Source organism: Ideonella sp., assembly GCF_041287625.1.
GTDB lineage: Bacteria > Pseudomonadota > Gammaproteobacteria > Burkholderiales > Burkholderiaceae_C > Ideonella.
Genome location: NZ_JBGGNH010000035.1, coordinates 16,622 through 36,956 on the forward strand (window position 1 = coordinate 16,622; position 20,335 = coordinate 36,956).

The 20,335-nt window shown below is 67.6% G+C and carries 23 protein-coding genes; 13 read left to right on the top strand and 10 right to left on the bottom strand.

The features are described 5' to 3' along the window. Positions 1–12: 12 nt before the first annotated feature. Both ACAH41_RS14015 and ACAH41_RS14020 read right to left on the bottom strand, forming a co-directional pair. Positions 13–855: a crotonase/enoyl-CoA hydratase family protein gene (locus ACAH41_RS14015; RefSeq protein WP_325649074.1), complete on the bottom strand. Its 843-nt coding sequence runs from the start codon at positions 853–855 to the stop codon at positions 13–15. Further along, on the bottom strand, positions 852–1,952 hold the full coding sequence (locus tag ACAH41_RS14020) for a CaiB/BaiF CoA-transferase family protein (protein ID WP_325649073.1): 1,101 nt from the start codon (positions 1,950–1,952) through the stop codon (positions 852–854). Before ACAH41_RS14020 ends, ACAH41_RS14015 begins: the two co-directional genes overlap by 4 nt. Before the next feature lie 214 nt (positions 1,953–2,166). On the opposite strand from ACAH41_RS14020, the gene ACAH41_RS14025 reads away from it, so the two are divergent. Next, entirely contained in the window at positions 2,167–2,835 is a 669-nt protein-coding gene (locus tag ACAH41_RS14025) for a nitroreductase (protein WP_325649072.1), read from the top strand. A 13-nt stretch (positions 2,836–2,848) separates the two neighbouring features. Here ACAH41_RS14025 and ACAH41_RS14030 read toward each other — a convergent pair whose 3' ends face one another. The 6 genes from ACAH41_RS14030 to ACAH41_RS14055 all read right to left on the bottom strand — a co-directional run bounded on the left by ACAH41_RS14030 (position 2,849) and on the right by ACAH41_RS14055 (position 5,913). Next, positions 2,849–3,361 carry a class IV adenylate cyclase gene (locus tag ACAH41_RS14030; RefSeq protein WP_325649070.1) on the bottom strand — a complete coding sequence of 171 codons (513 nt, stop codon included), beginning with the start codon at positions 3,359–3,361 and terminating at the stop codon, positions 2,849–2,851. A gap of 31 nt (positions 3,362–3,392) precedes the next feature. Beyond that, positions 3,393–3,998, bottom strand: coding sequence for a hypothetical protein (locus tag ACAH41_RS14035; RefSeq protein WP_325649068.1), 606 nt, complete (start codon positions 3,996–3,998; stop codon positions 3,393–3,395). A 34-nt stretch (positions 3,999–4,032) separates the two neighbouring features. Next, complete coding sequence (locus tag ACAH41_RS14040) at positions 4,033–4,431, bottom strand: GNAT family N-acetyltransferase (RefSeq protein WP_325649066.1); 399 nt, start codon at positions 4,429–4,431, stop codon at positions 4,033–4,035. A gap of 7 nt (positions 4,432–4,438) precedes the next feature. Then, complete coding sequence (locus ACAH41_RS14045; RefSeq protein WP_325649065.1) at positions 4,439–4,936, bottom strand: YfbM family protein; 498 nt, start codon at positions 4,934–4,936, stop codon at positions 4,439–4,441. A gap of 59 nt (positions 4,937–4,995) precedes the next feature. Then, entirely contained in the window at positions 4,996–5,271 is a 276-nt protein-coding gene (locus ACAH41_RS14050; RefSeq protein ID WP_325649063.1) for an alpha/beta hydrolase, read from the bottom strand. Between the two features lie 111 nt (positions 5,272–5,382). Next, complete coding sequence (locus tag ACAH41_RS14055; protein WP_325649061.1) at positions 5,383–5,913, bottom strand: SRPBCC family protein; 531 nt, start codon at positions 5,911–5,913, stop codon at positions 5,383–5,385. Between the two features lie 276 nt (positions 5,914–6,189). On the opposite strand from ACAH41_RS14055, the gene ACAH41_RS14060 reads away from it, so the two are divergent. Beyond that, the gene (locus tag ACAH41_RS14060) at positions 6,190–6,363 is read left to right on the top strand and encodes a hypothetical protein (protein ID WP_370538338.1); all 174 of its coding nucleotides are present in this window, start codon (positions 6,190–6,192) and stop codon (positions 6,361–6,363) included. After that, the gene (locus ACAH41_RS14065) at positions 6,360–7,223 is read left to right on the top strand and encodes a transglutaminase family protein (RefSeq protein ID WP_325649057.1); all 864 of its coding nucleotides are present in this window, start codon (positions 6,360–6,362) and stop codon (positions 7,221–7,223) included. The genes ACAH41_RS14060 and ACAH41_RS14065 overlap by 4 nt, the downstream gene beginning before the upstream one ends. Here ACAH41_RS14065 and ACAH41_RS14070 read toward each other — a convergent pair. Next, on the bottom strand, positions 7,220–7,795 hold the full coding sequence (locus ACAH41_RS14070) for a hypothetical protein (protein ID WP_325649055.1): 576 nt from the start codon (positions 7,793–7,795) through the stop codon (positions 7,220–7,222). The two genes, ACAH41_RS14065 and ACAH41_RS14070, sit on opposite strands and share 4 nt — an antisense overlap. A 211-nt stretch (positions 7,796–8,006) precedes the next feature. On the opposite strand from ACAH41_RS14070, the gene ACAH41_RS14075 reads away from it, so the two are divergent. From ACAH41_RS14075 to ACAH41_RS14095, 5 genes are read left to right on the top strand one after another with little or no spacing between them, the layout of a single operon-like run. After that, complete coding sequence (locus tag ACAH41_RS14075) at positions 8,007–8,711, top strand: fumarylacetoacetate hydrolase family protein (protein ID WP_325649053.1); 705 nt, start codon at positions 8,007–8,009, stop codon at positions 8,709–8,711. A gap of 5 nt (positions 8,712–8,716) precedes the next feature. After that, entirely contained in the window at positions 8,717–9,622 is a 906-nt protein-coding gene (locus ACAH41_RS14080) for a helix-turn-helix transcriptional regulator (RefSeq protein ID WP_325649051.1), read from the top strand. 35 nt (positions 9,623–9,657) lie between these two features. Beyond that, complete coding sequence (locus ACAH41_RS14085; protein WP_325649049.1) at positions 9,658–10,422, top strand: SDR family oxidoreductase; 765 nt, start codon at positions 9,658–9,660, stop codon at positions 10,420–10,422. Between the two features lie 16 nt (positions 10,423–10,438). Continuing rightward, a complete protein-coding gene (locus tag ACAH41_RS14090; protein WP_325649047.1) occupies positions 10,439–11,392 on the top strand; it encodes a 2-hydroxyacid dehydrogenase in 954 nt (317 codons plus the stop codon). 34 nt (positions 11,393–11,426) lie between these two features. Then, positions 11,427–12,398 carry a tripartite tricarboxylate transporter substrate binding protein gene (locus ACAH41_RS14095; RefSeq protein ID WP_325649045.1) on the top strand — a complete coding sequence of 324 codons (972 nt, stop codon included), beginning with the start codon at positions 11,427–11,429 and terminating at the stop codon, positions 12,396–12,398. 1 nt (position 12,399) lies between these two features. On the opposite strand, the gene ACAH41_RS14100 is transcribed toward ACAH41_RS14095, so the two are convergent. Continuing rightward, positions 12,400–13,971, bottom strand: coding sequence for a methyl-accepting chemotaxis protein (locus ACAH41_RS14100; RefSeq protein WP_325649043.1), 1,572 nt, complete (start codon positions 13,969–13,971; stop codon positions 12,400–12,402). 399 nt (positions 13,972–14,370) lie between these two features. On the opposite strand from ACAH41_RS14100, the gene ACAH41_RS14105 reads away from it, so the two are divergent. The 5 genes from ACAH41_RS14105 (at position 14,371) to ACAH41_RS14125 (ending at position 20,253) form a co-directional block, all read left to right on the top strand. Continuing rightward, positions 14,371–15,552, top strand: a complete 1,182-nt coding sequence (locus tag ACAH41_RS14105; protein WP_325649041.1) for a methyl-accepting chemotaxis protein — start codon at positions 14,371–14,373, stop codon at positions 15,550–15,552. A gap of 69 nt (positions 15,553–15,621) precedes the next feature. Further along, positions 15,622–15,990: a response regulator gene (locus tag ACAH41_RS14110; protein ID WP_325649039.1), complete on the top strand. Its 369-nt coding sequence runs from the start codon at positions 15,622–15,624 to the stop codon at positions 15,988–15,990. Next, positions 15,987–16,295, top strand: a complete 309-nt coding sequence (locus ACAH41_RS14115) for an STAS domain-containing protein (RefSeq protein WP_325649037.1) — start codon at positions 15,987–15,989, stop codon at positions 16,293–16,295. The genes ACAH41_RS14110 and ACAH41_RS14115 overlap by 4 nt, the downstream gene beginning before the upstream one ends. Positions 16,296–16,323: 28 nt before the next feature. Further along, entirely contained in the window at positions 16,324–18,504 is a 2,181-nt protein-coding gene (locus tag ACAH41_RS14120; protein ID WP_325649035.1) for a chemotaxis protein CheA, read from the top strand. 45 nt (positions 18,505–18,549) lie between these two features. Beyond that, positions 18,550–20,253, top strand: a complete 1,704-nt coding sequence (locus ACAH41_RS14125) for a methyl-accepting chemotaxis protein (RefSeq protein ID WP_325649034.1) — start codon at positions 18,550–18,552, stop codon at positions 20,251–20,253. Positions 20,254–20,335 lie beyond the last annotated feature (82 nt).

Below are 20,335 nucleotides of genomic sequence, written 5' to 3' on the forward strand. Positions count from 1 at the left end.
GCCTGATGGCGTTCACTCGTCCTTGAACACCGGCGCGCGACCCTCCATGCCGGCGCGCACCACCTCCCGCTGCTGCGCACCGCCCATCACTTTCTGCTGCTCACGCGCTTCGGCCAGCAGCACCTCGGCAGGCGTCGTCTGCGGCAGCAGGTTGCACAGCCGTTTGGCGCCGCGAATGGCCTGCGGGCTGCGCGTGGTTATGCCGGCGGCGATGGTGCGCGCCTCGGCCAGCGGGTCGGCACAGGCGCGCGTGGCCAGGCCCAGCGCCACGGCCTCTTCGCCACTCACCACGCGGCCGGTGTAGACCAGCTCGCGCAGCTGGTCGCCGCGCACCAGGCCGGCCGCCAGCGCCATGCCGGCCATGTCCGGCACCAGGCCCCACTTGATCTCCATCACGCTGAGCTTGGCGTCCGGCGTCACCAGCCGGATGTCGGCCCCCAGCGCCACCTGCAGTCCGCCGCCATAGGCCACGCCATGCACCGCGGCAATGACCGGCACCGGCAGCGTGTGCCAGCCCCAGGCCACCTGCTGGAAGGCGTTGGCCAGGCCATGGGTGCGGGCGGCCAGGTCGTTCATGTTGCCAGCGTCATGCGAGCGCTGGGCGCGTTCGCTCTCGCCCATTGCGACGAAGCTCGCCAGGTCCAGCCCGGCGCAAAAGGCGCGGCCTTCGCCGTGCAGCACGACCACGCGCACGCGCTTGTCTTCGGCCAGCTGGGCAATCGTGCGGTTGATGGCCTCGAACATCGCCGTGTCCAGCGCGTTCATCTTTTCGGGCCGGTTCAACGCAACTTCGGCAATGCCGCGCTCGTCGATGCTGAGGCGCACACGGGTGCTGGTGTCGGTGGAAGTCGTCATGGGGTTTCCGGTGTTGGGTTGTGGGATTGCCAGCGCACAAGCGCCTCGGCCAAGGTGGTTTCGCCGGGGGCCTCGGGCGGGCGGGACGGCGTGCGCGAGAAGCGCGGGGCTGGCGCAGGCTGCGTCAGCCCGTCGAGGTCGACAAAGGTCTGCCGTGCCTGGTTGTGCCGGTGCTGCGGCGCCTCGTCCCAGTCCAGCACCGGGGCGAAGCAGGCATCGGTTCCTTCGAGCAGGGCGCACCATTCGTCGCGCGTGCGGGTGGCGAACAGCGCGGCCATCCGGGCTTTCTGAGCGGGCCATTGCGCCGGGTCGAGCTGCGCGTCGAACATGGCATCCGCCATGCCGCAGCGCTGGCGCAGCTCGGCGTAGAACTGCGGCTCAATGGCGCCGATGGCGACGAACTTGCCGTCCGCGCAGGCGTAGCTGTCGTAGAACGGCGCGCCGCCATCCAGCATGTTCTCACCGCGCTGGTTGCTCCACTCGCCGCGGGCCGTGTAGCTGTACATGAAGGCCGAGAGCAGTGCCGCGCCGTCGGTCATCGCCGCGTCCACCACCTGCCCGCGGCCGCTGCGCTGCGCCTCGTTCAGCGCCGCCAGCAGGCCAACCGCCAGCAGCATCGCGCCCCCACCGAAGTCGCCCACGTAGTTCAACGGCGGCACCGGCGCCTGCCCTGTGCGGCCGATGGCATGCAGCGCGCCGCTGATGGCGATGTAGTTGATGTCGTGCCCGGCCGCATGCGAGAGCGGGCCGTGTTGGCCCCAGCCGGTCATGCGGCCATAGACCAGGCGAGCATTGCGCCCCAGGCACACCTCCGGGCCCAGGCCCAGGCGCTCCATCACGCCGGGACGGAAGCCTTCGATGAGTACATCGGCCCGGTCGATCAGCGCCAGTGCGGCTTCGGTGCCTTCGGTCTTGCGCAGGTCCAGCGCCAGCTGCGCGCGGCTGCGGGTCGTGATGTCGGTCCGCGCCACGGGCACGTCCGGCCGGGTGATGCGCAGCACGTCGGCGCCCATGTCAGCCAGCAGCATGGCGCAGAACGGCGCCGGGCCGAGGCCCGCGAATTCCACGACCTTGAGTCCTGCCAGAGGGCCTGCCATGCAGCCTGTCCTGTCGAGCGGTGAGGGAGGGCCATCTTGGCCCAGGCCGGCGTGGCAGGCCATCGGCACAAACGACGAAGCCGCGCCTCGATGTGCAGGCCGATCACGGCGCTGTTGTTCATGTGACCCAGAGGCGCCTGGTGCAGAGCAGCAGGACGACGCTGCATCTGCCAACATCGCGGCTTCTGTTCAGCCCCTCATCCAGGATGTCCCGATGCAAGTCCAAGAAGCCATTGCCTCGCGCCGCTCGGTGCGCGATTTCCTACCGACTCCCGTGCCCGGCGAGACCATCCGCCGGGTGCTGGCGCAGGCCCTGCGCGCACCCTCCGGCGGCAACCTGCAGCCCTGGTATTTGCACGTGGTGGGTGGCGAGCGGCTGGACGCACTGAAGGCCTTGATGCGCGAACGCCTGGCCGCGGGCACCGCCGAAGAAGCCGAGTACGACGTCTACCCGCGCGAACTGCTCTCGCCCTACCGCGACCGGCGCTTCCAGGTCGGCGAGGACATGTACGCCACCATGGGCGTGCCGCGCGAAGACAAACCGGCTCGCCGCCGCTGGTTCGCCCGCAACTACGAATTCTTCGGCGCCCCGCTGGCCCTGTTCTGCACCATGGACAAGCGGCACGGCCCACCGCAATGGTCAGACGCCGGCATGCTGCTGCAGACCCTCATGCTGCTGCTGCGCGCCGAGGGCCTGGACAGCTGCCCGCAGGAAGCCTGGGCCGTCTACCCGCAGACGCTGCGCGAGTTCCTCGGCATCCCGGAGGAGCGCATGCTCTTCACCGGCATGGCCATCGGCTACGCCAACCCGGCACACCCGGTGAACTCGCTGGTAGCGCAGCGTGCGCCGCTGGAAGAGGTGGTGAGCTTCGAGGGGATCTGAGCTCAGCCCGCGATCAACGGCCCGCCAGCAAGTCCAGGTAGGCGCCCTGCACCAATTGGCCTGGCTCGACGCCCAGCTTTCCCATCAACGCATGCGCCTCGGCCACGCCGTCAGCCTCGGATTCTTCGGGCGCCAACACCACTTCGAGTTCGAGAAAATCGCCCAGGCCCAGCACGCGGTCCAGGTGGATGCGGGTGCGGCCGGCGATGAACAAGGTGCGCTGCTTCTGCACCCTGCCCACCACGCCATGCGCCAGCGTCAGCACCTCGCGCAGGCTGTCCGGCGTGTGGGTTGGCGAGCGTTGGTAGAAGCTGGTCTTCGGGCCTGCGCCGTCGGCCCGCTGGTAGAAGATCAGCTCGCCACGGCCGTCCGCGAACTGGCGAAGCTTCAGCCGGCCTTGCGCGCACGCGAAGAAGCTGTCGTCCTGCTGGATCAGCGTCGGCCCTTCGTCGGCAACTGACGCGGCGAGCGGCAGCAGCGCCTCGACGCTGGCGATGCGGGCCTTGATTTCGATGTTGCGGTTCATACAGCCGCCGCCTCATGATTCCATCCACAAGTCACTGCTCGTCCTCCGGCCGCAACGGCGCATGCAACCAGGCCAACGCGCCCAACAACCCACGCGCCTCATCGTCACAGTTGCTCCGATAGTGGTGGACATGCTCGCGGAGTTCGGGCAACGCGCCCTCTGCGAAGTTGAGCCGCTGGAACGCAGTGACCCAGCGCTGCCGCGGTCCGTAGGCGTGAAGCCGATCATGGCGGTCCCAAACCAACATGGCACCATCGGTTGGCGAACGAACCCAGAGGTCGAATCGGGCATCGGTCGACAGCAGCCCGGAGAAACGCCGAAGCAGATCGCTCATGGTCTGTGCAGACAGCGGCGAACTTTGATAGCGGCCAGGCAGCCCTTCGCCGCGCGGCGTGTGCAGCACGTAAAGCAGTTGGTAAGGGGGACTCATCGAGAGCAGTAACTGCTCGAACACCGCGGGGTCACTGCTCGGAATGCCTGCAACCAACTTCTGCGTTGGCCCATCCGAGTCAGCAAGCTCATAGAGGCGTGGCCAAACATGCGGAACCCATTCGCGGTCGCGCAACGAAGAAAGTTTGGGCTCGTTCGCGGACGGCTCATCAAGGGCACCGGCGGCAATCGTGTGTTCATGTGTCACGACATCTGCGTCGAGTTCGATCTCATACCGAACTTCACCACCCCCCCCCCGCCGCCCCGACCGGCCGCCAGCCTTTGCGCTCGTAAAACGCCCGAGCCCTGGTCGACACGCCGGTGGTCAGCCACAGCGACCGCAGCTTCAGCGACTGAAGCCAGGCCAGCATCTCGTCGTGCAAGCGCCCGCCGTGGCCAAGGCCTTGCGCGCTAGGGTGCACGAACAGCGCCCAGATGTTGCCTGTCTTGGCGTTGCCGATGGCGAAGGCGACGATGGCGCCTTGCTGTTCGACCACCCAGCCACGGCCGGTCTGCTCGATGGCCTCAACGACCTCGTCGTCCAAGATGCGGCCGGGGGTCAGCGTGTTTTCGGTGACCGCGTAGCGCACCGCCCAGATGCCGGGCAGGTCGGCTCGCACGGCCTGTCGCAGCGTGGGCATCATTGGCTCAGCCAACGGTCAGGATCGCTCCGTCGCCGCGTACCGCGGCGTCGACATAGAACTGCACCAGCGGCGCATAGTTCTCCAGCACATAGTCCAGTGCGTCGTCGCCGTCGCGCATCCAAATGCCGTCCGGATAGATCTGCGCGGCTTCCATCGCAGCGGGTGCGTAGCGCGCGGCGAATTCGTCGATTGGCAAGGCGCTCAATGCCTCGGCCACCTGCCGGACCTGTGCCGGCGTCAGGAAACGCGCAGGGCCATCACCCAGGTCGTCCCCGATGGGTTCACCACCCAGCACCGCCAGCGACCAGGGCTCGGCGCCAGCGTCGGCCGTCCCGGTCAGCATGAAGTGGATCGCATGCCAGGCCTTGTCCACGTCCATGCTGTTGTCCGGCTCGCTGTCTCCGTCGTCCGGAAAGAGGAATTCCTCGACCAGCGAAGGATCGGCCTGCAGCCGCGCCAGTTCAGTCGGCGAAACCGCCGCGAAAAATGCCGCCATGCCCATCGTTGTGCTCCCATGGATGAAGTTACCGTGGCGCACTTTGCCATGCACCTGGACGGCCGTCATGTCCCAGGCGTCTGACTCATCATCAGCGCTCGGGCAAAACTGCAAATGGCCTCGGCGGCTTGGCGGGAATGCGTCTGCAGCAGGAAGTGCGGCGCATCGAACGAGGCCCATTGCAGGTCTGCTTTCAACTGGCGAATACGTTGGCCGGCCGCGGCCGGAACGACCCAATCGTGCGTGGCTTGCAGATACAGCGTCGGCACGGCCACCTGTTGCAAAGCACTGCTGGCATCCACGGAAAGCACTGCTTCGAGGCGTGCGCGCAGGGCTTGCACCGAGACAGACGCCAGCGCTTCGGCGAGGACTTGCTGCAGTGCTCAAGGCGGCCAGGAGCGGTTCAAGCAGGGTCCCGGTGCCGTCCAGCCCAGGCAGCAAGACCTGCGTGATCAACCGCTGCCCTCCACGGGCCCGAGCACGCGCAGCAGGCCGTCAGGCGCCAGGCCCGCCAGCACGGCGGCCAGGCGGTCGAGGTTCTGCTCGTTGGCGACCACGACAAAGGTCGCGATGCGGTCGCATTCGGCTGCGGTGTCGAAGCGCTGCTGCCAGTGCAGCCGCGTCTGTCGCGTGCCGACCGGCTCAAGGCGCAAGGTCATTTCGAAGTGATGGCCAGAGAGGTGGTCAAACACGATGAGTTCGGGCGCCACGACCTGCGCGAACACGCTTTCGTTCGGGTAGTCCGAACCGTCCGGCGCGTGCATCACGAAGCGCCAGTGGCCGCCGGGCCGGAAGTCGAACTCGGCGAAGGTGTTGCGAAAACCTGCCGGGCCCCACCACTGCGCGAGTTGCGTGGGGTCCGCAAAGGCCTGGAAGACGCGCTCGGGCGGCGCATCCAGCAGGCGGTGGCTGAGCATGTCGCGGCCGTGCTGGCCAATGGCCGGCAGCGCGAGGGTCTGCGAGGCGGCGGGTTCGGGCGTCATGCCCGTGATGCTACTGTGACGTGACGCTGCTGCGAGGGTTGCCAAGTCGAAGCGAAGCCTGGTTTCGGACACGGTCCACACACCCCGCCACGGGCAGCACCGCAGCCGGCCGCCATCCACTCTGTGGCGCGACAATCACACCTCGCGGGATACCCATTGCAAGCGCGCAGGCATTAGACTTTCGGTGGTACGGTTCGCCAACCAGGAAGTGCATTGAAGACCTCTACTCGCTCATCCGTACCAGCGCCACCGCGCATTGACCCCTTGCGCAACGCCTTGCTGGCCACGGTGGATGCGCTGCACCGCCGCCGGGCCGACCTGGTGAGCGAATCGCTGATTGATGCCTATGTGGCAGCGTTCTGGATGGAATGGGCGGGCGGCACGCTCAAGCTCACCGAAACCGGCCAGAACATCTGCAAGCAGCTGCGCGCTGCAGCGAGGGTCGCATGATCCGGCTGCAGATTGCCATCCAGCTCGACTATGAGGTCGCCGCCACCGGCAGCGATTTCGTCTTCAACATCCACGCAGCGCAAACCGCCCGCCAGCATGTGCTGGACGAGCAGCTCACGCTGAGCCAGCCGGTGGCCTACCGGGTGGAAAAAGAACCCTGCAGCGGCAACCGCCTGCTGCGCTTCAGTGCCCCGCCCGGCCAGTTGCAGGTCAACTACCGTGCGACGCTGGACGTGGACCATTTCATCAGTTCGCCGGAGCTGATCCCGGAAGTGCCGGTGGCCAAGCTGCCGCCCGAGGCGCTGGTCTACATCTACCCCAGCCGCTACTGCCCTTCCGACCGCCTGCACCAGCTCGCCATGCGCGAGTTCGGCAGCCGCTGGCAGGGCTACAGCAGGGTGCAAGGCATTTGCGACTGGGTGCGCGAGCGCACCACCTTCGCGTCGAACACCAGCACCTCGCAAACCTCCGCGCTGGACACGCTGCTGGACCAGACCGGCGTGTGCCGCGACTTCGCGCACCTGATGATCGCACTGTGCCGGGCCATCAACATCCCGGCCCGCTTCGCCACCGGCATCGACTACGGTGCCGACCCCGCCCTGGGCCCGACCGACTTCCACGCCTACGTCGAGGCCTACCTCGGTGACCGCTGGTACATGTTCGACCCTTCGGGCACCGCGATCCCGATGGGCTTCATGCGCTTTGGCATCGGCCGGGACGCCGCAGACACCGCCTTTGCGACCATCTTCGGCAGCGTCAAGACCCATGCGCCGGTGATCGACATCCAGGCCATTGCCGGTGCCGATGGCCGGCTGCGCCAGCCCTTCCACTGCGGCCGCGCGCTGTCGACCGACGGCTAGCCCTCCGGCTTGCCGGCCACCGCCTCCGCCTGAGCGGCTTCCTGCTCACGCTGCTGCGCCACGGCCAGCAGCGTCTGTTCGTAGGCAGTGCCAAACTCGACCCGCGTGAGATCGCGGTAGCGGTAGCTGCGGCCACCCAGTTCCCATTCGGCTTCCGGACTGAGCCGGCGCAGCGCGTAGGCCTCTTCGGTGCTCATGCGCAGCGTGCCGACCTCCACTGCATCCGGGTCCACCAGTTCCTCGGTCAGCACGACCACGCCGAACATCGCTTCGGCCGACGCCAGCAGTTCGCGCATCGAGCCCAGCGCCAGCTGCCGCAGCGGCTTGGGGAACTGCTCCTTCAGGGCCAGCGCCCGCTGTAGCATGTCCAACCGCGAAAAATCACTGGAGATGGACTGCACGTCTTCGCGCCGGAAGACGATGTAGCCGTCCAGGTCCAACCGGCTGCTGACCTGGTGCAGCACGACAAAATCGTCGCTGTCGGCCACCAGGAAGCCGTGCCAGGGGGTGTCGTCCAAGCTGCGCAGCAGCTCGACCAGCGGCAGGTTGCCGATACCAATAGGAGAGTGCATGGCGATCAGGATTCAGCTTGGCTTCGTTGTAACACGCCCGGCCCGAACGCCGTGGCCGCAGCACTGCCGCGGCGGGTCGCACGGCCCTCAGGGTTGCCCCTGATCAGGCCCATGCGGGCGTTGTTCCGTCCGTAAGAACCGCAGTCCTGTCCAAGTCCGCGGCGATACGCTTGCCTATGCTTCCTCAAGCCTTTTGCCTGAGGACCGCTGCGTGAAGAACCCGCCCATTCCTGCCCTGCCGACGGTGCAAGCACCGACGCTGGCCATCACCAACAGCACCGACCGGTTCCCGATCCGGCGGGTGTTCTGCATCGGCCGGAACTACCCGTGGCCAGGCAGCGCCACGCCGGCCGGCACCGGACGCGAACCGCCGTTCTTCTTCATGAAGCCGGCGGACACGGTGGTGCCGGCCCAGGGCCTCATCGCCTACCCGCCGCTCACCGAGGAGTTCTGCCATGAGATCGAGCTGGTCGTGGCCATCGGCAAGGCCTGCGTGCATGTGCCGGCGGAGGCAGCGTTGGACCATGTGTGGGGCTACGCCGCCGGCCTGGACCTGACGCGCCGGGACCTGCAGCTGGAAGCCAAGCAGGCTGGCCGCCCCTGGGAAGGCGCCAAGGCTTTCGACGCCTCGGCGCCCTGCAGCCCGTTGGTGCCGGTGCACATCAGCGGCCATCCCAAAAGCGGCACCGTGTGGCTCGCGGTGAACGGCACCGAGCGGCAGCATGCCGACCTGGCCGAGCTGATCTGGCCGGTGCACGAACTGATCAGCTTCCTGTCGCATTCGGTGGCGCTGCAGCCGGGCGACCTGATCTTCACCGGCACGCCGGCCGGCGTGGCCGCACTGCTGCCGGGCGACGTGATCGAAGCCGGCATCGAAGGCGTGGCCGCATTCAGCCTCAGCATCGCCCCGCGCTGAACACCATGGCCAAACTCGCCATCGTCCCGACGCTTGCGATGCAGCAGCGCAGCGACAGCCCGGACTTCTACATCCGCGACCGGGACGAACGGCCGGCCACCACCACGCCGCACCGCCACGACTATTTCCAGATCCAGGTCAACCGCGGCGGCGACACGGTGCACCACATCGGCGGCGCCATCCGCCCGTTCCCGCGCCACACCGTGGCCTTCATCCTGCCGCACCGGCTGCACCTCATTCCGCACCCGGCGGACGCCGACTTCGTCGTCATCAACTTCACCCAGGAATTTTTCGTGCAGCACATCCGCTGCGACCCGCTGGACCTGGAAGACATCCCGGTGGCCGAGGCACCGGAGCTGGCGCCCTTCCGCTTCCAGGAGCACCTGGACTTCACGCTGGGCAGCGAAGATTTCGCCGAGCTGGAAACCCTGATCGCCAAGATGCGCACCATCGGCGCGACGCGCCAGATCGGCTCGGGGCTGATGCTCAAGGGCCACCTGCTGGCGCTCATTGGCCGGGTCTGCAACCTGTTCCAGAACCAGCTGCTGGCGCTCTCGGCCGACAAGGCCGAGAAGCGGGGCCGGCGCGACGCGCTGGAGCGCGTCACCAAGTACATGCGCGAACAGATCGGCAACCCGGCGCTGTCACTGAAAGACGCCGCCGCCGCCGCCTTCCTCACGCCCAACTACCTCACCCACCTGCTGCGCAAGGAAACCGGCAGCACCTTCACCGACCTGGTGCTGGACCGCCGCATGCGCCTGGCGCGCACCCACCTGATCAACACCTCCAGCTCGATCAGCCAGATCGCCGAGCACTGCGGCTTCTCGGACGAAGCCTATTTCTCCCGGCGCTTCAAGAAAACCTACGACCTGTCGCCGAGCAGCTTCAGGCGGCAGCACCAGGGCGGCTGAAACGCCGCCCCACAACCAAAACCACGGAGCCCCGAATGACCCATCCATCGACCGCCAAGGTTGCCCTCGTCACCGGCGCCGGCAGCGGCATCGGCCGCGCCGTTGCGCTGGCGCTGCTCGAAGACGGCTTTGCCGTCGTGCTGGCCGGCCGGCGCGCCGAGCCGCTGCTCGAAATTGCCGAGGCCGCCAAGCAGCAAGGCCAGCAGGCGCTGGCGGTGCCGACCGACGTGCGCGACGCGGCCAGCGTGACGGCGCTGTTCAAGGAAATCGAAACCACCTTCGGCCGGCTCGACGTGCTGTTCAACAACGCCGGCATCAATGCGCCCGCGGTGACGGTCGACGAGCTGCCGCTGGAGGCCTGGCAGAACGTGATCGACACCAACGTGACCGGCGTGTACCTCTGCGCCCGTGCCGCGTTCGGCCTGATGCGCCGGCAGCTGCCGCAAGGCGGCCGCATCATCAACAACGGCTCGATCTCGGCCCACGCGCCGCGCCCGCTCAGCTGCCCCTACACCGCCAGCAAGCACGCGGTGCTGGGCCTCACCAAAGGCCTGGCGCTGGACGGCCGCGAGTTCAACATCGTCTGCAGCCAGGTCGACATCGGCAACGCGCTGACCGAGCTGTCGGCCCGCATGACCAAGGGCGTGCGCCAGGCCAACGGCAGCATCGCGGCCGAGCCGATGGTGGACGTCAGGCACGTGGCCGATGCGGTGCGCTACATCGCCGGCCTGCCGCTGTCGGCCAACGTGCTGAACATGACGGTGATGGCCAGCCACATGCCGTTTGTCGGCCGCGGCTGAGCGAAGGAACACGGTCATGAAACCCGAAATCCTGCAGCTCAACCCGATCCTGGTCCCGGTCATCAACGACCAGCTGAACGCGCTTTACACCATGCACCGGCTCTACGAGCAGGCGGACCAGGACGCCTACCTCCGCGAACACGGCGCGAAGATGCGCGGCGTCATCACCGGCGGCCACACCGGCATCGGCAAGGCCATGATGGAACGGCTGCCGGCGCTGCAGATCGTGGCGGTCAATGGCGTGGGCACCGACGCGGTCGACCTCGGCTACGCCCGCGCCCGCGGCCTGCCGGTGGCGGCCACGCTGGGCGCCTTGACCGAAGACGTGGCGGACCTGGCCATCGGCCTGCTGATCGCCACCTGCCGCGACATCTGCGCGGTGGACCGCTTCGTGCGCGGCGGCGAGTGGGTCAAGCGCCCGCAGCCTGGCGCCATCCGCCTGGCGCGGCGCTTCAGCGGCATGCGCGTGGGCATCGTCGGCATGGGCCGCGTGGGCCGCGCCATCGCCATCCGCGCCGCGGCCTTTGGCTGCCCGGTCGCCTACACCGACCTGCGCGCGATGACCGATGTGCCGTGGACCTACATCGCCGATTTGAAGGAACTGGCCCGAAGCAGCGACGCACTCGTGCTGGCCGCCGCGGCGGACAAGGCTGAAGGCATCGTCGACGCCGCCGTGCTGGACGCGCTCGGGCCCGATGGCTTCCTGGTCAACATCGCCCGCGGCCGGCTGGTCAACGAGCCGGACCTGGTCGCGGCCCTCACCTCGGGCCGCATCGCCGGCGCCGGGCTGGACGTGTTCGCCGACGAACCGCACGTGCCGCCCGCGCTGCTCGCGCTGGACAACGTTGTCTGCCAGGCCCATCGCGCCAGCGCCACGCACGAAACGCGCAAAGCCATGGGCGAGATGGTGCTGGCCGCCATCGCCCAGGCCCTGGCGGGCGAACGGCCTGCGCAGAGCCTGACCACCTGAATCACTTCAACCACAACACCGGAGACAAGACATCATGAAGTTCAAGCAACTCGGCGCCATCGCCCTCACCTCGCTGGCCGCCGCACTCGGCAGCGGCCAGGCTTCAGCGCAGGCCTATCCGAGCCGGCCCATCACCATCATGGTCGGCTCCACGCCGGGCAGCACGACGGACGGCCTGGCCCGCGCGCTGGGCGCCGTCATCACCAAGGAGACCGGGCAGCCGGTGATCGTGGACAACCGCGCCGGTGCCTCGGGCGGCATTGCCGCACAGGCCACGGCCCGCGCCGCGCCGGACGGCTACACGCTCTTCATCACCACCAACACCACTCAGGCCGCCAACCCGCACCTGTTCAAGAAGCTGGTCTACGACCCGATCAAGGACTTCACGCCCATCGGCCAGATGGTGCAGGGCTACATGCTGATGGTCGTGAGCCCCACGTCCAAGGCCAAGACCGTGGGCGAGTTCATCGCGCTGGCCAAGCAGGCACCGGGCAAGCTGAGCTTTGGCGCCGGCAGTTCATCGGCACGCATCGGCGTGGAGCTGTTCCAGCACATGAGCGGCACGCAGCTGACCTACGTGCCCTACAAAGGCAACCCGCAGGCGGTGATGGACCTGGTGGGCGGCCAGACCGACGTGATGATCGTCGACCTGACGACCAGCCTGCCGCAGGTCAAGGCAGGCAAGCTGCGCGCATTGGGCGTGAGCAGCCCTGCGCGCTCACCGCTGGTGCCAGGCGTGCCGACCATTGCCGAGTCCGGCCTGCCGGGCTATGTGGCCAACCACTGGAACGCGCTCTACGGCCCGGCCGGCCTGCCCGCGCCCGTCGTGCAAAAGCTCAACGAACTGATGCGCAAGGCCATGGCAACCGATGCGCTGCGCGAGTTCGCCGAGCAGAACGGCATGGAAACCCACCCGACCTCGCCCCAGGAACTCGCCAGCTTCCAGCTCGCAGAACTGGACCGCTGGGGCAAGATCATCAAGGACGCGGGCATCCAGCCCGAGTGAATCAGGAAGCCGCCAGCTTGAAGGTGGACATGGCACCCAGCAGGTGTTCGCTCTGCTCGCGCAGGCTGGAGGCGGCCGCGGCGCTCTCCTCGGCCAGCGCGGCGTTCTGCTGAGTCGATTCGTCCAGCTGGGCGACCGCCTGGCCGACCTGCGCCACGCCAGTGCTCTGCTCGGCGGTGGCCGAGGTGATCTCGCCCACGATGTGGCTGACGCGCTGGATCGCGCCGACGATCTCGCTCATGGTCTCGCCAGCGCGGTCCACCAGCGCCGAACCCTGCTCCACCTGCTCCACGCTGGTGGTGATCAAGGTCTTGATCTCCTTGGCGGCTGACGCGCTGCGCTGGGCCAGCGCCCGGACCTCGCTGGCGACCACGGCGAAACCGCGGCCCTGCTCGCCGGCCCGTGCCGCTTCGACGGCAGCGTTCAGCGCCAGGATGTTGGTCTGGAAGGCAATGCCGTCGATCACGGTGATGATGTCGGCAATCCGCTTGGAGCTGGCATTGATGCCGCGCATCGTGTCCACCACCTGGCCGACCACCGCGCCGCCACGGCCGGCCACGTCGGACGCGCCCTGCGCCAGCACATTGGCCTGCTGCGCGTTTTGGGCATTGCTGCGCACGGTCGAGCCGAGCTCGTCCATGGTCGCGGCGGTCTGCTGGATCGCGCTGGCCTGCAGCTCGGTGCGTGCGCTGAGGTCCGCACCGCCATTGGCGATCTGCTCGGTGCCGGTGGCAATCGAATCCGCCGCACGGCGCACCTCGTTGACGATGCGCGACAGGCTGCCCTGCATGGCACCCAGCGAAGCCAGCACGCTGCCTTGCGGTGCCTCGTGTGCGCCGTCCAGGTCGGTCAGGTTCCCTTCGGCAACGCGGCTTGCGGCCCGGCTCAGGTCAGCCGGCTCCGCGCCCAGCGCCTTGCGCAGACCGCGCACGATCAGCCAGCCACCCAGCACCGCGGCGCCCAGGGCCAGCAAGCAGGCCCCGATCAGCAAGATGCGCTCCTGGCCGTACTGGACCTGGGCTTCTTCCTTCAGTTGTGCCGCACGCGATTCGGTGTACTCGGCATAGTCCGTCGTGGCCTTGGCCAGCGCCCTGATCAGCGGCCGACACTCGGTGTTCATCTTCGCGATGGCGGCATCGCGCTCGCCCTTCAATGCCAGATCGACGATGGCCAGCGCCACCGGGCCGTAGCGCTGCTCTACCTGGTCAATGGCCGCGACGTGCTGCCGCGCGGCCTCGGACACCTCGCCGGTCGCAACCATGGCCTTGAGCTGCGCCAGGCGGCGCTGCACCTCGGCATGCGCTGCCTTCACTTCCACGTCCTCGGCTGCCAGGTCGGCCGGCGCAGAGACCAGCACCAGGTTGCGCGCCGCAATGGCGCGGCGGTCGACTGCGATGCGCAGGTGCGAGGCCACCGCGGCGCGTGCGCTCACACCGTCGACATGATGGACAAAGCGCGCGTTGGCATCACCCAGGTCCTTCAGTGCCAGGGCGGCCACGACTGCCACGAGGGCGGCGAGGGTGCCGAAGGCCAGCGTGAGCTTGGCGCGAATCGTCAGGGATCTGTGTGTCATGGCTTGTCTCTTCTTGATGGTGCGACTGGCCCGCGCAAAAAGCAGCGCGGCTTGCTGGGTTTGCAGAGACTTCGGCCGCCCCGTCGACAAACTGAATGATGACAACCGTGCAGGACTCGCCGCCGGCCGTGTGCCCGCCGTCACTAATTCACGGCGGCCGCACTTTCATGCGGCACTCCAGGAGGGCGCCAGCGCCTGGATGACCGCACTTTCCGGCGCAAGGGAGGCCTGCGGTCTTCCGAAATGGCGTCCAAACATGGCACTTTGTCGCGCTTTCCACAGGCTGCCCCGATGGAATAGTCAAGTTCGTGACACCGGGTCCCTACCCGGCCAGTTCGGGCATGGCGCCTCAAGTCGAGGAGCGGCCCGCCGATGTGAGGCTGTATGCCTGCTTCCACCATGCCCTCTTCGCCCGTCGCTTCCAGCGCCGCTCCCACCTTCATCCGGCGGCTCGGCCGCCTGCATGGCAGCGGCATGGGCCTGGCCGGCGCGGTCGGCATGCTGCTCACTGGCGGCGTCCAGGCGGGGCCGCTGCTGGGCGGCGCTGCGCTGCTGGCCGCAGGCGCCTGGAGCGACTGGCAGCGCGCGCGCCGCTGCTCTTCCGACCACAACAGCGCTGCCGCTTTCGTGGCCGGCACCGAGCGCCTGGGCCAGGACGTGCTGCCGGTCTGGAGCGCCCACATCGAAACCTCGCGCGCCCAGATGGAAGACGCCGTGGCCGCGCTGTCGCAGCGCTTTGCCAGCATCGTGGACCGGCTGGACCAGGCACTGAAAGCCTCGGCCCAGGACGGTGACCGGGGCGTAGGCGCCGTCTTCGACCAGAGCAACCGCGACCTGCACGGCGTGCTGGACACCTTGCGCGAAGCCATGACCAGCAACAGCGCCATCCATGCAGAGGTGCAGTCCCTGGGCCACTTCGTCGGCGAACTGCTGGAGATGGCGGCCGAGGTCGCCTCCATCGCTTCGCAGACCAACATGCTGGCGATCAACGCCGCGATCGAGGCCGCGCATGCCGGTGAAAACGGCCGCGGCTTCAGCGTGCTGGCGCAGGAAGTGCGCAAGCTCTCGGTGATGTCGGGCGAGACCGCCCAGCGCATGGCCGAGAAGGTGCGGGTCATCAGCGAAGCCATCAAGACCACGCACAGCAGCGCCGAAGCCTCGTCCCGGCGCGGGCAGGCCTCGGCGGCCGAAGCCGAAACCTCGATCAACGGCGTGCTGGGCCATTTCCGCAGCGTCACCGAAGGCCTGGAAGCGTCTTCAGAAGTGCTCAAGCGCGAAAGCGTGGGCATCCAGGGCGAGATCGTCGAAGCGCTGGTGCAACTCCAGTTCCAGGACCGCGTGAGCCAGCGCATGACCCATGTGCGCCACAACATCGAACGCCTGCCCACCCTGTTGAGCGCCACCCGCAGCCACTTCGAGGCGGCCGGCGAGCTGCAGGCGGTGGACAGCGCCTCGTTGCTGGCCGAGCTGGAAAGCAGCTACGCCATGGCCGACGAGCGCAACACCCATCAACGCAGCCACGTTGCCGGCGCCACCACCGCAGCACCCGCGGCCGCCGAAGAAGAAGTCACCTTCTTCTGAGCCCGCCACCTCCTCGTTCGTCTCTTTCGTCTATCTCGTCCCACTCAGAACTCAAAGGGAAACCTCTCAATGGCCAAGACCATCATGATCGTCGACGACTCCGCCTCGCTGCGGCAGGTCGTCGGCATTGCGCTGCGCGGCGCCGGCTACGACGTGATCGAAGGCTGCGACGGCGTTGACGCGCTGAAGAAGCTGACCGGGCAGAAGGTCCACATGATCATCAGCGACGTGAACATGCCCAACATGGACGGCATCAGCCTGGTCAAGGCGGTCAAGCAGCTGCCGGCCTACAAGTTCACGCCCATCGTGATGCTGACCACCGAGTCGGCCGGCGGCAAGAAGGCCGAAGGCCAGGCCGCGGGTGCCAAGGCCTGGGTGCTCAAGCCCTTCAACCCACCGCAGCTGCTGAGCGTGGTGCAGAAGCTGGTGCTGCCATGAGTGGCGGCGGGCAAGCGGTGCTGGCCATCGAAGGCGAGCTGACGATCTACCGCGCCGCAGAACTCTGCGAGGAGCTGAAGGCCGCACAGGCCTCGGCTGCCGAGCTGGAGATCAACCTCGCAGGCGTGACCGAAATGGACAGCGCCGGCGTGCAGCTGCTGATGGCAGCCAAGAAAAGCGCCCAGGTGACGCAACGCACGCTGCGGCTGGTCGGGCACAGCCCGGCCGTGCTGGAAGTGTTCGAAATCCTCGATCTGGCGGCGCACTTCGGTGACCCGCTGGTGATGCCTGCAGCCGCGCACTGAGCGGCGCCCTTACTGGCGGAGAACCAAAATGAACATGGACCAGGCCCTGCAGACCTTCCTCGTTGAAGGCCGTGAACTGCTGGAAGACATGGAGGCCGCGCTGCTGCGCGTGGCCGATGAGGAGGATCCCGGCGAAAGCATCGGCGCGATCTTCCGTGCGGCCCACACCATCAAGGGTTCGGCCGGCCTGTTCGGCCTGGACGGCGTGGTGGCCTTCACCCACGTGGCAGAGAGCCTGCTGGACCATGTGCGCGACGGCAGCGTGAAACTGAGCGACCCGCTGATCCAGCTGCTGCTGGCCTGCGGCGACCACATCGGCACCCTGCTGGACGCGGTGGACGCCGGCCAGCGCCCGCTGAGCGCCGAGGAGCAACAGGCCGGTGCCGCGCTGCTGGCCCGGCTGCATGCCCAGATGGGCAGCGGCGCCGCCGCCGCACCGGCATCCGCCGTGGTGGCCGCCCTGGTGGCCGCGCCGGCCGCAGCCGACGACGGCTTCGCCCGCATGGCCGCGCCCGGCCAGGGCGCCGAGCATTGGCACATCTCGCTGCGCTTCGGCCCGGACGTGCTGAAGAACGGCATGGACCCGCTGTCCTTCATCCGCTACCTGGCCACGCTGGGCAGCATCGAACACATCGTCACGCTGCACGACGCCGTGCCGGCGCTGGACACCATCGACGCCGAAAGCTGCTCGCTGGGCTTCGAGATCGCCTTCAAGAGCGACTGCGACAAGGCCACCATCGAAGGTGCCTTCGAATTTGTCATCGACGACTGCCAGCTGCGCATCCTCGCGCCGCACAGCCGCGTCAACGAATACATCGAGCTGATCGGCAAGCTGCCGGAAGAACCGAGCCGGCTGGGCGAGATCCTGGTGCGCTGCGGCAGTGTCACCGCGCACGAGCTGGACCACGCACTGAGCGCCCAGCGCCAGGGCGACACGCCGCAACTGCTGGGCAGCATCCTGGCCGAACAGGGCAAGGTCGCGCCGCAGGTCGTCGAGGCCGCGCTGGCCAAGCAAAAGCAGGTCAAGGACAACAAGGCCCAGGAAAGCCAGTCGGTGCGCGTGGACGCGGACAAGCTGGACCGGCTGATCAACCTGGTCGGCGAGCTGGTGATCGCCACCGCTGGTGCGAATCTGATCGCCAGGCGCACCCGCAATGTCGAGCTTCAGGAGTGCAACTCCACGCTGTCGGACCTGGTGGAGGAAGTGCGCGACAGCGCGCTGCAACTGCGCATGGTCAAGATCGGCGCCACCTTCAGCAAGTTCAAGCGCGTGGTGCACGACGTGGCACGCGAGCTGGGCAAGGACATCGAGCTGAGCGTGTCGGGCGAAGACACCGAGCTGGACAAGACCGTGGTCGAGAAGATCGGCGACCCGTTGATGCACCTGGTGCGCAATGCGATGGACCACGGCATCGACGGCCCGGAGCTGCGCGCACAGCGCGGCAAGCCGGCGCAGGGCACGGTGGCGCTGAATGCGTACCACGAGTCCGGCAGCATCGTGATCCAGGTCAGCGACGACGGGGGCGGCCTGAACCGCGACCGCATCCTGGCCAAGGCCATCGAGCGTGGCCTGGTGGAAGCCGGCAAGACCATGAGCGACGCCGACATCTACAACCTGATCTTCGAACCCGGCTTCTCGACCGCCGAGGCGATCACCAACCTGTCCGGCCGTGGCGTCGGCATGGACGTGGTCAAGCGCAACATCACCGCGCTGCGCGGCAGCGTGGCCATCAACAGCCTGCCGGGCCAGGGCACCACCGTGACGGTGCGGCTGCCGCTGACGCTGGCCATCATCAACGGCTTCCAGGTCGGCGTGGGCAAGTCGGTCTTCGTGGTGCCGCTGGACATGGTCGACGAGTGCATCGAGTTCAGCGCCGAGCCCGGCCACGACTACACCGACCTGCGCGGCCAGGTGCTGCCCTTCATCCGGCTGCGCACGCTGTTCGACGTGCCAGGCGAGCCGTCGGCCCGCCAGAACATCGTCGTCGTCAAGCACGCCGGCCAGAAGTTCGGCTTGGTGGTGGACGCACTGATGGGCGAAGCCCAGACCGTGATCAAGCCGCTCTCGCGCATGTTCGCGCAGGTGCAAGGCATCAGTGGCTCGTCCATCCTGGGCAGCGGCGATGTCGCGCTGATCCTGGATGTGCCCGAGCTGATGCAACAGGCCGGACAGCATTCGAGCAAGGTCGCCAGCGAAGCGACTGCCTGATTCAAATACCTCATTAATCCAAAAACCTCCTGGGAGAACTTTGGCATGTTCAAGAACCTGAAGATCGGCGTGCGGCTGATTGCCGGCTTCGTGCTGGTGGCGGCCATCAGCGCGGTGGTCGGCGCGATCGGCATCAACAACGCCGCGCTGATGAACGAGAAGGCCGACGCGATGTACACCAACGAGCTGATGGGGCTCTCGTACATCAAGGAAGCCAACATCAACCTGGTCTACATCGGCCGCGCCCGCGCGAACTTCCTGCTGGCCACCAGCCAGGCGGAACGCGAAAAACACCTGGCCTCCATCGCCAAGAGCAGCGCCTCGATGAAGGAACTGCTGGAGAAAGCCCGCCCGCTGTTCTTCAGCGACCGCGCCAAGGAGATCTTCAGCAGCTACGCCAGCCTGACGACTGAATACGAGCGTGAAATGCAGCAGGCGCTTTCGTTGGCGGCGACCAAGAAGCTCGCAGAACGCGACGACGTCCTGGCGGCGCAGCTCGAAAGCGTGCGCGAGAAGGCCGACCGGCTGGACAAGATGCTGGACGAGCTGATCACGCAAAAGGAAGCGCGCGCCAAGAAGGCCGCCGAAGAAACCGAGGCCCTTTACCTCTCCGGCCGCACGCTGATGATGTCGCTGATCGGCGGCGGCGTGCTGCTGGGCATTGCACTGGGCTGGATGATCAGCCGCAGCGTGACCCGGCCGCTGAGCCGCGCAGTCGATGTGGCCAATCGCCTGGCCGAGGGTGACCTGACGGTCGACGTGCAGGTCGACAGCCGCGACGAGACCGGCCAGCTGCTGCAGTCCATGCAGAACATGATCACCAAGCTCTCGCAGGTGGTGACCGAAGTCAACGGCGGCGCCGAGTCGCTGGCTGGCGCCTCCGAAGAAGTGAGCGCCACGGCACAGTCGCTGTCGCAGGCCGCCAGCGAGCAGGCCGCCGGTGTTGAAGAAACCAGCGCCTCGATGGAACAGATGACCGCTTCCATCTCGCAGAACACCGAAAACGCCAAGGTCACCGATGGCATGGCCTCCAAGGCTGCGACCGAAGCGGCCGAAGGCGGCGAAGCGGTCAAGGCCACCGTCGCCGCGATGAAGCAGATCGCGCAGAAGATCGTGATCATCGACGACATCGCCTACCAGACCAACCTGCTGGCGCTGAACGCCGCCATCGAAGCCGCGCGTGCCGGCGAGCACGGCAAGGGCTTTGCCGTGGTGGCCGCCGAGGTGCGCAAGCTGGCCGAACGCAGCCAGGTCGCTGCGCAGGAGATCGGCACCGTGGCCTCATCCAGCGTCGAGCTCGCCGAGCGCGCCGGCCAGCTGCTGAGCCAGATCGTGCCCAACATCCGCCGCACCTCGGACCTGGTGCAGGAGATCACCGCCGCTTCGGAAGAGCAGTCTTCCGGCGTGGGCCAGATCAACGGTGCCGTCACGCAACTGAGCCAGACCACCCAGCAGAACGCTTCCAGCTCCGAAGAGCTGGCCGCCACGGCCGAGGAAATGAGCAGCCAGGCCGAGCAGTTGCAGCAGACCATGGCCTTCTTCAAGCTGGCTGGCGGCACGCGCGAAACCGGCTTGGCGCGCCCACGCGGCAACCCGCAGCGCAGCGCACCCGCTCCCGCCCGGCGCAACACCGCGCCCGCGCGGCCGCGCGCCGGCAATTTCCAGCCCGCCGGCAGCATGGCCTTTGCCACTGCCAATGCCCACGCGCCCGCAGAGAGCGTGGACGAATCCCAGTTCGCTCGTTTTTGACCTCGCCGCAGCGGGTGAACAGCAGATAAGTGGTCCTGCTCGACACCCGCCGCCGCCCCGACCTTTCGCCGCCAGCCCCGCG

Bases quoted from the DNA above. Each gene is read 5' to 3' on its own strand.
- ACAH41_RS14045 (WP_325649065.1), bottom strand. From the start codon at position 4,936: ATGGGCATGGCGGCATTTTTCGCGGCGGTTTCGCCGACTGAACTGGCG.
- ACAH41_RS14030 (WP_325649070.1), bottom strand. From the start codon at position 3,361: ATGAACCGCAACATCGAAATCAAGGCCCGCATCGCCAGCGTCGAGGCG.
- ACAH41_RS14015 (WP_325649074.1), bottom strand. From the start codon at position 855: ATGACGACTTCCACCGACACCAGCACCCGTGTGCGCCTCAGCATCGAC.
- ACAH41_RS14040 (WP_325649066.1), bottom strand. From the start codon at position 4,431: ATGCCCACGCTGCGACAGGCCGTGCGAGCCGACCTGCCCGGCATCTGG.
- ACAH41_RS14110 (WP_325649039.1), top strand. From the start codon at position 15,622: ATGGCCAAGACCATCATGATCGTCGACGACTCCGCCTCGCTGCGGCAG.
- ACAH41_RS14020 (WP_325649073.1), bottom strand. From the start codon at position 1,952: ATGGCAGGCCCTCTGGCAGGACTCAAGGTCGTGGAATTCGCGGGCCTC.
- ACAH41_RS14115 (WP_325649037.1), top strand. From the start codon at position 15,987: ATGAGTGGCGGCGGGCAAGCGGTGCTGGCCATCGAAGGCGAGCTGACG.
- ACAH41_RS14120 (WP_325649035.1), top strand. From the start codon at position 16,324: ATGAACATGGACCAGGCCCTGCAGACCTTCCTCGTTGAAGGCCGTGAA.
- ACAH41_RS14065 (WP_325649057.1), top strand. From the start codon at position 6,360: ATGATCCGGCTGCAGATTGCCATCCAGCTCGACTATGAGGTCGCCGCC.
- ACAH41_RS14100 (WP_325649043.1), bottom strand. From the start codon at position 13,971: ATGACACACAGATCCCTGACGATTCGCGCCAAGCTCACGCTGGCCTTC.
- ACAH41_RS14070 (WP_325649055.1), bottom strand. From the start codon at position 7,795: ATGCACTCTCCTATTGGTATCGGCAACCTGCCGCTGGTCGAGCTGCTG.
- ACAH41_RS14090 (WP_325649047.1), top strand. From the start codon at position 10,439: ATGAAACCCGAAATCCTGCAGCTCAACCCGATCCTGGTCCCGGTCATC.
- ACAH41_RS14025 (WP_325649072.1), top strand. From the start codon at position 2,167: ATGCAAGTCCAAGAAGCCATTGCCTCGCGCCGCTCGGTGCGCGATTTC.
- ACAH41_RS14095 (WP_325649045.1), top strand. From the start codon at position 11,427: ATGAAGTTCAAGCAACTCGGCGCCATCGCCCTCACCTCGCTGGCCGCC.
- ACAH41_RS14125 (WP_325649034.1), top strand. From the start codon at position 18,550: ATGTTCAAGAACCTGAAGATCGGCGTGCGGCTGATTGCCGGCTTCGTG.
- ACAH41_RS14105 (WP_325649041.1), top strand. From the start codon at position 14,371: ATGCCCTCTTCGCCCGTCGCTTCCAGCGCCGCTCCCACCTTCATCCGG.
- ACAH41_RS14085 (WP_325649049.1), top strand. From the start codon at position 9,658: ATGACCCATCCATCGACCGCCAAGGTTGCCCTCGTCACCGGCGCCGGC.
- ACAH41_RS14055 (WP_325649061.1), bottom strand. From the start codon at position 5,913: ATGACGCCCGAACCCGCCGCCTCGCAGACCCTCGCGCTGCCGGCCATT.
- ACAH41_RS14080 (WP_325649051.1), top strand. From the start codon at position 8,717: ATGGCCAAACTCGCCATCGTCCCGACGCTTGCGATGCAGCAGCGCAGC.